This window comes from Methylophilus glucosoxydans, assembly GCF_042676145.1.
Lineage (GTDB): Bacteria > Pseudomonadota > Gammaproteobacteria > Burkholderiales > Methylophilaceae > Methylophilus > Methylophilus glucosoxydans.
On sequence record NZ_JBHTJW010000002.1, the window covers coordinates 1,279,733 to 1,290,792 of the forward strand.

An 11,060-nucleotide genomic window follows, 5' to 3' on the forward strand; every position below is an offset into this window, starting at 1 on the left:
GTGTTGGGTGTTTGTTTTAATCATTGGGAGAAATCCATGCAAAATGCAACCGTGAAGGCTGCGACCTACAACGATAGTGTAGTCCGCCAGTTCGCAATCATGGCAGTGGTTTGGGGTGTTGTGGGTACACTGATGGGCGTGATTATTGCGTCCCAGCTGGTGTGGCCAGAGCTGAACCTGGGCCTGCCGTTTACCTCTTTTGGCCGTTTGAGACCACTGCATACCAATGCAGTGATTTTCGCGTTTGGTGGCTGTGCTTTATTTGCTACCTCGTACTATGTTGTTCAGCGTACCTGTCAGACACGTTTGTTCAGCGACAAGTTGTCCAGCTTCACCTTCTGGGGCTGGCAGGCTGTTATCGTGGCTGCTGCCATTTCTCTGCCTTTGGGTTATACCCAGGGTAAGGAGTACGGCGAGCTGGAGTGGCCAATCGATATCCTGATTGCCTTGGTATGGATTGCTTATGCAGTCAACTTCTTCGGTACTATCGGTATCCGTAAAGTAAAGCATATCTATGTAGCTAACTGGTTCTACGGTGCATTTATTCTGGCGGTGGCTTTGTTGCACATCGTTGAAAGTGCTGCGATTCCTGCTGGTTTCATGAAGTCCTACTCTGCTTACGCCGGGGTACAGGATGCGATGGTGCAGTGGTGGTATGGTCACAACGCGGTAGGTTTCTTCCTGACTGCGGGCTTCCTGGGCATGATGTACTACTTTGTGCCTAAACAAGCTGAGCGTCCTGTCTACTCTTACAGCTTGTCTATCGTTCACTTCTGGGCACTGATCTTCACTTACATGTGGGCGGGTCCTCACCACCTGCATTACACCGCTTTGCCTGACTGGACACAGTCCTTGGGTATGGTGTTGTCTCTGATCCTGTTTGCACCAAGCTGGGGTGGCATGATCAACGGTATCATGACCTTGTCTGGCGCATGGCACAAACTGCGCACAGACCCTATCTTGCGCTTCCTGATCGTTTCATTGTCTTTCTACGGTATGAGTACCTTTGAAGGTCCGATGATGGCGATCAAGACTGTGAACGCCTTGTCTCACTACACTGACTGGACCGTGGGTCACGTGCACTCTGGTGCGCTGGGCTGGGTTGGTTTCGTGTCTATCGGTTCCCTGTACTTCCTGATTCCACGTTTGTTTGGTCAAAAACAAATGTACAGCGTGAAAGCGATTGAAGTGCACTTCTGGATGGCAACCATCGGCGTGGTGTTGTATATCGCTGCGTTGTGGATTTCCGGCGTGATGGAAGGCTTGATGTGGCGTGCCATGAACGCTGACGGCACATTGGCGTACACCTTCGTTGAAAGTGTGAAAGCCAAGTTCCCATACTACTTCACACGTGCATTGGGTGGTTTCCTGTACATGAGCGGTTTGATCATCATGTTGTGGAATACATATAAAACAGCAACTAACGGCAAAGCAGTCACTGTAGAAGTGCCAGCTGTGGTTGCTCACGCTTAAGGAATTCACTATGGCTACGCATCAAAACAATAGTGGCAATTTTCACGAAAAGATTGAAACCAGCAACTTCCTGCTGATCGTGCTGACCTTCATCACGATCTCGTTTGGTGGTCTGGTCGAAATCGTGCCTTTGTTCTTCCAGAAGTCAACCACCGAGCCTATCCGTGGTCTGGAGCCTTACAACGCGTTGCAACTGGCTGGCCGTGACATTTATCTGCGTGAAGGTTGCTACAACTGCCACTCACAGATGATTCGTCCTTTCCACGCTGAAACGCTGCGTTATGGCCACTACTCGGTTGCTGGTGAGTATGTTTATGATCACCCGTTCCAGTGGGGCAGTAAGCGTACGGGTCCTGACTTGCACCGTGTAGGGGGCAAGTACAGTGATGACTGGCACCGTGTGCACCTGCACAACCCACGTGATGTCGTGCCTGAGTCCATCATGCCAGCCTATCCATGGTTGGAAGAAAACCTGGTTGACGACAAAACCATTGGTGACCATATGGCTGCGCTGCGTAAAGTTGGCGTGCCTTACACCGACGCGCAGATCAAGGCTGCAGGGGATGAAATCAAAGGCAAAACCGAGCAGGACGCACTGGTGGCTTACCTGCAAGTGTTGGGTACACACCTGAAATAAGGAGACGCGCCATGGATATCAACATACTACGCATATTTTTTACAGTACTGAGTTTCGTCCTGTTTGTGGCAATTTTGATTTGGGCATGGCGCAATCGCAACTCCGCGCAATTCAAGGACGCGCAAAATCTGCCGTTCGACCAAGACTAAACACTGCGCGGAAAGGTTAAGGAAAACATCATGAATGATTTTGTAAATGGTTTTTGGCCGATCTGGATTTCGACCATTACCTTGGGCGGGATTGCTTTCTGTGTCGGTTTGCTGATTTTCGCAAGCCGCGTCAAAGTGCCTTTGGATAGCGATAACACCAATGGTCACGAATGGGATGGCATCAAGGAGATGAACAATCCGCTGCCAATGTGGTGGGTAGGGTTGTTTATCATTACCGTAATTTTTGGCCTGACCTATCTGTACCTGTTTCCTGGCCTGGGGACTTACAATGGCAAGTTCGGCTGGTCGGAAGTCAAGCAGTACGAAGCTGAAGTGGCAAAGAACAATGCCAAGATCGCCCCGCTGTATGCCAAATATGCAGCCATGCCGGTAGAAGAAGTGGCCAAGATTCCTGAAGCCCGCGACATCGGTAAGCGTATTTTCTTGAACAACTGTGCTGCTTGTCATGGTTCTGACGCCAAAGGGAGCCGTGGCTTTCCTAACCTGACCGACAATGACTGGTTGTATGGTGGTTCACCTGATACGATCAAGCTGACTATCAACAATGGTCGTAATGGCATCATGCCTCCCATGGCTGCTGCTGTTGGTTCTGAAGAAGATGTGAAAAACGTCGCCAACTACGTATTGAGCTTGTCTGGCAGTATTCATGACTCTGGTCGTGCCAATGCCGGTAAAGACAAATTTGTGGTGTGTGCTGCTTGCCATGGCCCAGAAGGTAAGGGCAATCAGGCGATTGGTGCACCTAACCTGACAGACAACATCTGGTTGCATGGTCAAGGTGAAGCCGCGATTATCAAGCGTATTCATGAAGGTAAAAACAACGTGATGCCAGCCTGGAAAGAAAAATTCAGCCCAGAGCAAATTCATCTGCTGACTGCTTATGTTTGGGGTCTTTCCAACAAATAGGCGAATGCAGATAACCCATGAGCGATATTAAACAAAACGCTGTGAACAAAACCACCATCCCTGAACAGGAGGTGGTTTTGTCACTTTATAAATCCGCAGATAAGATCTATGCCCGTAGCGTCTCCGGTATGTTCAACAACTGGCGCTGGGTCATGGTGTGGGCTACGCAACTGTTTTTTTATGGCGTACCCTGGTTACAATGGGATGGTCGTCAGGCCATGCTGTTTGACCTTGATGCCAAACGCTTTTATATCTTCGGCCTGATTTTTCATCCGCAGGACTTGATCTATCTGTCGTTTTTGCTGATTGTGTCTGCGCTGTCGCTGTTTCTGTTTACGGCCATTGCCGGTCGCTTGTGGTGTGGCTACACCTGTCCGCAAACGGTGTATACCGAGATTTACATGTGGATGGAAAATAAAATCGAAGGCGATCGTATCGCACGTATGCGCCTCGATGATAGCAAATGGAATCTGAACAAGCTCACGCGCAAATCGCTCAAGCAGTTTGCCTGGATCGCCTTTGGCTTGTGGACAGGCGTGACGTTTGTCGGTTACTTCTCCTCCATTCGCGAGCTGGTGCCCAATATTGTGAACTGGCAATTGGGTGGCTGGGAAACGTTCTGGATTTGTTTTTACGGCTTTGCCACCTATGGCAATGCAGGCTATATGCGTGAGCAAGTCTGCAAATATATGTGCCCTTATGCCCGCTTTCAGAGTGCCATGTTTGATGATGACACCATGATTGTGACCTATGACGAGGCACGCGGTGAACCGCGTGGTGCACGCTCTAAAAAAGCTGGCGAGAATGCCAATGGCCTGGGCAGTTGTATTGATTGCAGTATTTGTGTGCAAGTGTGTCCGACCGGAATTGATATCCGTAAAGGCTTGCAGTACGAGTGTATTGGTTGCGGTGCCTGTATTGATGCATGCGACGATGTGATGGACAAAATGGGCTATGCCAAGGGCTTGATCAAATACTCCACGCAGAACGGCATCACCAACCGTTGGAGCCGTCAGCAAATGCTGCAACGTTTGCTACGCCCACGCGTGATTATTTATACAACGATTTTATTGGCGCTCACCATCGGTATGGTAGTCAGTCTCTACTTCAAGCCTGATTTCAGGCTGGATGTGTTACGTGATCGTGCAGTCATGTCTCGCTACACTGATGAAGGCATGATTGAGAACGTGTATAACCTCAAGCTTGAAAATGATACCGAAGCCGTGCATGACTACGCATTGAAGGTCACGGGGCTCGAAGGCTTGGCGGTGCATTTTGCTGACGAGAATAGCCAGGACTTCAAAGGCTTGCGGCCGTTTGAGACACGCAATGTGGTGATTGAGCTGGAGTTGCCTGATGGGGTCACCAGAGCTGGTTCGCATAAAATCTTTTTCGAAATGACGGATTTACAAACCAGCGAAGCGGTCAAAGAAAAGTCGGTCTTTATTGTGCCGAGCAACTAATGGAGCAAAGATTGTCACAACACCAAGCACAGCAGAAACCGGCCGCTAAAGCGGTTGACCAGAAAAAATGGTATCACAACCCTTATGTCTGGATGATTATAGGCGGCCCTTCTGCCGTGATTGTGGCTTCTTTCATCACCTTGTATCTGGCGATTACGCATCCTGATCCAGCGATTGATGATTACTACCGCAAGGGCATAGAAATCAACAAAACGCTGGATGCGCAAGCGCAAGACGGCCAGACAGATGCCATGGCGCCCGCCATCCAGGCGCGTAACCATGCGCAGACCGGTCTGAAACCTGCTGAACAGTAAACTGTCTGCCTATCTCTCAGCGCTGACGAGCACTAATCCCTGATTCAGGCGCGAGCATTGCGGGTAGGGGATCAGCGTTTAGGCAAATAGGCGCACGTTGAAACCTTGCGTGCGCAAAGCCTGAGCATACTGCTGTAATAGCCGGATGTCTGGTGCTTGAATGCTGGCCAGCGTGTCTTGCTGGCTAGGTCTGGCGATGCCATACAACAAAATGCCTTCAATGTTCTCTTTAAGAGGTAGCAACGCCTGCACATAGCCGGCCAATGCGGGGGTGGTGACCAGTTGGTCCGCGATACGTCGCTGCATCACAGCGGTTTGCACCCAGGTCCGGCAAGCCATGCTGCAAGCCTGCAGCCGTTGCAGATGCAGGCTAAGTGGCAAACGCGCATCATTCACTGCCAGCATTTCCGGATCGTTGCCTGCGTCCAGCTTAAACCAGACTTCTCCCCCCATCTGTTGCAGTACCTTTAAGGCTTGCTGTGTCGTGGTCAGATGCATTTGGCTGCCATTGGTAATGAGCCTGACCCGTGCCGGACGGTCTGTTGGTGATGTCTGGCTCAACAATCGCTCAACCAGTGCCAAGGCTTCAGGAAATTGCGGCGAGGTGGTCGGTTCGCCATCTCCGGCAAAAGCGATATCCTGCACATCTTCCGAAAATATACGCTTTGCTGCGTGTAAGTGCTGTCTTAGCCAGTGCAAGCAGGCGCTTAATTCTTCTTGCAGGTGGTCCAAGTCAATGACAGGGGAGGGGCCGCGATGCAGCCCCGGCACCTGGCAATAAATGCAATGCCAGTTACAGCATTGATTCGGGTGCAGGTTGATGCCGATGGAAAGGCCCTGCGCACGGCGGGACCACACGGGATAAACATATTGCCAGGCTTGTTGCGCGGCCATGCGCTGTAAGGCCTCAAATAGAGACGAAGGCAGTGGCATCCCTCAGTGCTTACAACAGTCAGCTGCCGCCTAGCAGGTGCTGGCGTTGAAGATGGTTTTAAGCTTTTCGTGGTCCAGAATACGGATATTCTTTTGCTTGACCTCAATAATGCCTTCATCACTAAATTTGGAGAAAGTACGGCTGACTGTTTCCAGTTTCATGCCCAGGTAGCTGCCGATTTCTTCACGCGTCATGCGTAAAATCAATTCGCTTTTGGAGTAGCCGCGTGCATGCAGGCGTTGCAGCAAGTTGAGCAGAAACGCCGCCAGGCGTTCTTCGGCGCGCATATTGGCCAACAACATCATGACGCCGTTTTCGCGCACGATCTCGCGGCTCATGATTTTGTGCACATGGCGTTGCAAGACAGGAATCTCACGCGACAGGTCTTCGACATGATTGAAGGGCATGACACAGACTTCGGCGTCTTCGAGGGCAATGGCGTTGCAGTTGTGTTTGTCACTGACAATGCCATCCAAGCCCATGATTTCACCGGCCATCTGAAAGCCGGTGACTTGTTCACGGCCATCTTCCGAGACGACGCAGGTCTTGAAAAACCCAGTGCGGATCGCATAAAGCGTGGTGAAAGCATCGCCACTGCTATACAAGTGACCGCCTTGCTTGATTTTTTTGCGGGTGGCAACCATGCCATCCAGTTTAGTCATTTCATCTGTGCTCAAGCCTACCGGCAGGCACAGTTCACGCAAGTTACAATTGGAGCAGGCAACCTTGAAACTGGATTCTGCTTGCATGGAGGGCGTCCTTGACTGACGTTGAACATGCGGCAAATTATACGCCTCTTCGGTTGCGATTTCATTGAACATGGTGTGACCTCTTCCTTTTGTATTTAGGCGCATTATGCAGCAGGCGACGCAAGCTGCATTTGACGTGTGTCAAAAAGCCCTGCATTGGTTTATGGCACAGTAGCGCCAGATGAACCCGTAAAGTCCAGTTTCGGGATACTGATAGGAAAGAATTTGCCAGAAACCATGAACTCCCCGTTGCTGATTACTCAAGAGCATATTGAGCGCTATGATGTCTCCGGGCCTCGTTATACCTCTTATCCGACAGCAGACCGCTTTGTTGAGGCGTTTGACGCCGCTGCTTATCTCAAGGCGGCCGAGCAGCGCAATATCAGCAACTGGACGCAGCCGCTCTCGTTGTATGTGCATATCCCGTTTTGTGCCTCGCTGTGTTTTTATTGTGCATGCAACAAGATAGTCACCAAGCGCTATGAGCAAGGCGCGGTTTACCTCAACTACCTGCAACGCGAGCTTGATTTGCACTTGGACAAGTTTGCCAAAAAGCAAACCGTCAACCAGTTGCATCTGGGCGGGGGCACGCCGACGTTTCTCAATGATGCCGAGTTGACCCAACTCATGCAGATGTTCAAGCAGGCGTTTGCCTTTGCCAAAGACGGTGAATACTCGATTGAAATTGATCCACGTACCGTCAATCAGCAACGCTTGCAACACTTGCGCGAGCTGGGCTTTAACCGCCTGAGTTTTGGCGTGCAAGACTTTGATGCCGAGGTACAGCAGGCCGTGCACCGGGTGCAGTCTTATGCGCAAGTTGAAAGCCTGATGCAACATGCGCGCGACCTGGAGTTTGCCTCTATCAATACCGACTTGATTTACGGCTTGCCCAAGCAAACCCCGGCGACCTTCCGCCAGACCATCGCCCAGATCATTCAATTGCGGCCAGACCGTATCGCGTTATATGGCTACGCGCACTTGCCGTCACGTTTCAAGCCGCAACGCCGGATTTTGCAAGCGGACTTGCCACATGCCGTAGATAAAATCCAAATGCTGTCAGAAGCGATTCAGCAGCTGATGCTGGCAGGCTATGTCTTTATCGGCATGGATCATTTTGCTTTGCCTGATGACCCGCTGGCGATTGCCAAACAACAGGGCAGGTTACACCGCAACTTTCAGGGCTATAGCACCATGGCTGATCAGGATATTCTGGCTTTGGGTGTCTCCGCGATTGGCAAGATCGGTGCTACTTACAGCCAGAATGCCAAAACCCTCGAAGAGTATTACGACTTTCTTGACCAAGGCCAGTTACCGATTGTGCGAGGGCTGGCATTAAGCCGCGATGACCTGATCCGCCGTGCCGTGATCATGGCGGTCATGTGCCATGGTGAACTGAGTTACGAATCCATTGAGTTGTCTTACATGGTCAATTTCAAGCAATATTTTCAGGCAGAAATTGCGCAATTGGCCGAGAAAGAGAAACAAGGCCTGGTCGTACTCGAAGACGATGGCCTCAAAGTCACCGAAATGGGCTGGTATTTTGTGCGCGCCATTGCCATGGTGTTTGACCGTTATTTGCAGCACGATGCCAACCGTGCAAGGTTTTCCAAAATCCTTTAAACTGCTGGCATGTTAGCCAGTTTACTCTTGACTGCTTTTGTCATGGGGCTGGCAGGCGGCCCGCACTGTGTGCTGATGTGTGGCGCTGCTTGCGGCGCCATGCAAACGCCGCCGAATCTTTCTAGTCCCCCGCGTTCCATCCCTCTGCGTGTCGTACAGACCATCCCATGGAGTTTTTACCTGGGCCGTATGCTCGGCTATGGCTTGCTCGGCGCGATTGCTGCCGAAACCTTGCGCGGTTTGGCCTGGTTATCCAATCAGAGCCATCTGTTTCAACCATTGTGGACGTTCTCGCATACGCTGATCTTCGCCTGGGGCGTGTTGCTGCTTATCCTCGGCCGACAGCCACAATGGGCGGTGCAGCGGGCCCAATTGGTCTGGGCATGGATCAAGCAACATACCGCGCATGCCAGGTCGGGCTATTTTGTGACCGGCATCGTCTGGGCCTTGCTACCTTGCGGCTTGCTGTACTCGGCGGTAATGCTGGCCTCCCTCCAGTCGCAATGGCTGCAAGGCGCACTGGTCATGATTGCCTTCGCGACCGGTTCCGCCACCATCCTCGCCTTGGCCCCCTTTTTCTGGCGCGCGGGCCAGCAAAGCCTGCCGCGCTGGTTCAGTGAAGCGGCAGGCATGCGCCTGAGTGGCGGCTTGCTGGTCGCCCTCAGCCTGGTGGCGCTGTGGATGGACGTCATGCATCACGACAAACTGTGGTGCCAGTTGTTATAGCCGTGTCTGATTGTTTGCACCAGCAGCCTCCAGGATGCTCGTTTTCGCCATCCGTGTATTGCCTACCTAGTTAAATTCCGCTAACTTACGGTTGTTAAATTAAATTAACAATTGGGGCGGTGATGATGATATGGATGCGCATCTGTTTTTTACTGTGGCTGATCAGTCAGCCTGGCATGCCAGCCTATGCGCAGGTACCAGAAATCCTGCTGGCACAGGTCTACCACGAAGGCATCGCTGTCAACGACTACTTGGTCAGCGAAAAGCTAGACGGCATACGCGCCGTGTGGGATGGCAAACAACTGATCAGTCGACAGGGCCATCCCATCCACGCGCCGGCCTGGTTTGTGCAAAAATTCCCCCAACAGCCCCTGGATGGTGAACTGTGGATCGCCCGCGCACAATTTGAACGACTCTCTGCCACCGTGCGCCGCGCCCAGCCTGATGAAGCAGAGTGGCGGCATGTGGCCTATTATGTGTTTGAACTGCCAATGGCCCCAGGCACTTTCACTCAACGTGCCCAGCACATCGAGCAACTGGTCAAGCGTCAGCAGAGCCCGTATCTCAAAGCCATCAAACAGTTTCGCGTGGCAGATGCCGCTGCCCTCAAACGCACGCTGGACTGGGTGGTGGCCCGCAAAGGCGAGGGCCTCATGTTGCATCAAGCCGATGCACCTTATCTGACCGGCCGTAGCCATGTGCTACTCAAACTCAAGCCACAGCTGGATGCCGAAGCCAAAGTCATTGCCTACGTGCCCGGCAAAGGTAAATACCAAGGTAAAATGGGCGCGTTACTGGTAGAAACCGCGCAAGGGATACGTTTTAAACTTGGCACCGGCTTTAAAGATAGCGATCGCGCAAACCCGCCGCCGATCGGCAGCCAGGTGACCTATTCCTACCGCGACCTCACCAAAAACGGCAAACCCAAATTTGCGCGCTTTGTACGGGTACGGCCACCGGAATAATTGACACAGAAAGGATCACACAATGAAATGGATGCTTGGATTGGTCGGCGTTTTTGTTGCAATCAACGCCTATGCGATGGATTTAAGCGGTGTTTACAGCTGTACCGGTGACGATGCACATGAAGGCAAATACACCGGCACAGTTACCATGAAATTGCGCCCGGAACATAGTAAAGGCGCGGATGCCAGCTATGATTTTGAACTGGCTGTGCCGGACTATGGCACCTATAAAGGCCACGCTGCCGTGCACGGCATGCATGCGGCGATGCATTTTGCCTTGCCGATGGAAAATGGCGAATATGGCGGCAAGACGCATGATTATGGAACCGGGATTGCCGAGTTTAAGAAAAATGCCAAGGGGCAGTTGAGTTTTAGGAAGTTTTATTTTGAGCCTGGGTTTAAAGGTGGCAATACGGGAGTGGAGGAGTGTGTGAGGAAGTAATTTTTAGAATTTTAATTAGAGGTTTATGAATGTTGGATAGGTCATTTTCCTCTGTCGGCGAGTTAATTTCTTTGCCCTGCATCCCGTTCAATCTTAGGTGAAAAGTAGAAGTTGTAGGGTGGGCATGAATGCCCACGCGGATTGGTGTGTGTTGTATGTGATGTTCTGTTTCGCCTGTAGGCGAGTTACTTTTCTTTGCTTGCACAAAGATAAAGTAACCAAAAGAAAGTGCACCCCAACTTCCGCTTGTTTCCTGCGTTGCTCGGTTTAGGACTATCGTCCGTTGCTTTGCCGGACTTAGGCATAAGCGCTCGCAGAACTCATCCTAGCGGCCTGCACAAAACGCAGGCCACCGCGGGATTCGGACAGCCGCTCGCTCCATCTTATTTTGCCTGCGCTACTCGGCGCGGCAGATAGGGGCCCGAAAACCCATGAGCACCATCGATTGTGCATTGAATAAAAAGAATTTTGTTTTTGTACCCTCCAAATTTCTACTATGTGAGTTTGGCGAGTCAAATCCCATTCATCACGCTGAGTAGCGGAGACAAAGTAAGAAATAAGGGAGCGACTGTCTGAGCTCCGCGGCAGCTTGCGGTGTGTGCAAGCTGCTAGGGCGAGTTTCGTGACCGCTTACTTTGTTGATAACTAAGACTGCTAA

12 protein-coding genes are annotated in these 11,060 nt (G+C 51.5%); 10 read left to right on the forward strand and 2 right to left on the reverse strand.

Annotated elements, in window-relative coordinates; genetic code table 11:
• Positions 1-36: 36 nt before the first annotated feature.
• From ccoN to ACFQ1T_RS08830, 6 genes are all read left to right on the forward strand, one after another.
• A complete protein-coding gene (gene ccoN / locus ACFQ1T_RS08805) occupies positions 37-1,473 on the forward strand; it encodes a cytochrome-c oxidase, cbb3-type subunit I (RefSeq protein WP_194747965.1) in 1,437 nt (478 codons plus the stop codon).
• 10 nt (positions 1,474-1,483) lie between these two features.
• Positions 1,484-2,110, forward strand: coding sequence for a cytochrome-c oxidase, cbb3-type subunit II (gene ccoO / locus ACFQ1T_RS08810; protein WP_194747962.1), 627 nt, complete (start codon positions 1,484-1,486; stop codon positions 2,108-2,110).
• Positions 2,111-2,121: 11 nt separating this feature from the next.
• Complete coding sequence (locus tag ACFQ1T_RS08815) at positions 2,122-2,259, forward strand: cbb3-type cytochrome oxidase subunit 3 (protein ID WP_194747960.1); 138 nt, start codon at positions 2,122-2,124, stop codon at positions 2,257-2,259.
• A 30-nt stretch (positions 2,260-2,289) separates the two neighbouring features.
• Positions 2,290-3,186 (forward strand): cytochrome-c oxidase, cbb3-type subunit III, encoded by an 897-nt coding sequence (ccoP, locus tag ACFQ1T_RS08820; protein ID WP_338654506.1) that lies wholly within the window; start codon positions 2,290-2,292, stop codon positions 3,184-3,186.
• Positions 3,187-3,203: 17 nt separating this feature from the next.
• Entirely contained in the window at positions 3,204-4,649 is a 1,446-nt protein-coding gene (ccoG, locus tag ACFQ1T_RS08825) for a cytochrome c oxidase accessory protein CcoG (RefSeq protein ID WP_379075769.1), read from the forward strand.
• Between the two features lie 92 nt (positions 4,650-4,741).
• Complete coding sequence (locus ACFQ1T_RS08830; RefSeq protein ID WP_228518788.1) at positions 4,742-4,963, forward strand: FixH family protein; 222 nt, start codon at positions 4,742-4,744, stop codon at positions 4,961-4,963.
• 78 nt (positions 4,964-5,041) lie between these two features.
• Here the strand turns inward: ACFQ1T_RS08830 and ACFQ1T_RS08835 are convergent, their stop codons facing one another.
• Positions 5,042-5,896 carry a hypothetical protein gene (locus tag ACFQ1T_RS08835; RefSeq protein WP_379075772.1) on the reverse strand — a complete coding sequence of 285 codons (855 nt, stop codon included), beginning with the start codon at positions 5,894-5,896 and terminating at the stop codon, positions 5,042-5,044.
• A 30-nt stretch (positions 5,897-5,926) separates the two neighbouring features.
• Entirely contained in the window at positions 5,927-6,646 is a 720-nt protein-coding gene (gene fnr / locus ACFQ1T_RS08840; RefSeq protein ID WP_194747950.1) for a fumarate/nitrate reduction transcriptional regulator Fnr, read from the reverse strand.
• Positions 6,647-6,883: 237 nt separating this feature from the next.
• Between fnr and hemN the strand changes: the two genes are divergently transcribed.
• The 4 genes from hemN (at position 6,884) to ACFQ1T_RS08860 (ending at position 10,402) form a co-directional block, all read left to right on the forward strand.
• Positions 6,884-8,269 (forward strand): oxygen-independent coproporphyrinogen III oxidase, encoded by a 1,386-nt coding sequence (gene hemN / locus ACFQ1T_RS08845; protein ID WP_379076911.1) that lies wholly within the window; start codon positions 6,884-6,886, stop codon positions 8,267-8,269.
• Positions 8,270-8,278: 9 nt separating this feature from the next.
• Entirely contained in the window at positions 8,279-8,995 is a 717-nt protein-coding gene (locus ACFQ1T_RS08850) for a sulfite exporter TauE/SafE family protein (RefSeq protein WP_194747948.1), read from the forward strand.
• Positions 8,996-9,117: 122 nt separating this feature from the next.
• Positions 9,118-9,960, forward strand: coding sequence for a DNA ligase (locus tag ACFQ1T_RS08855; protein ID WP_379075776.1), 843 nt, complete (start codon positions 9,118-9,120; stop codon positions 9,958-9,960).
• 22 nt (positions 9,961-9,982) lie between these two features.
• Complete coding sequence (locus tag ACFQ1T_RS08860) at positions 9,983-10,402, forward strand: hypothetical protein (RefSeq protein WP_194747946.1); 420 nt, start codon at positions 9,983-9,985, stop codon at positions 10,400-10,402.
• The last annotated feature ends 658 nt before the right edge of the window (positions 10,403-11,060 follow it).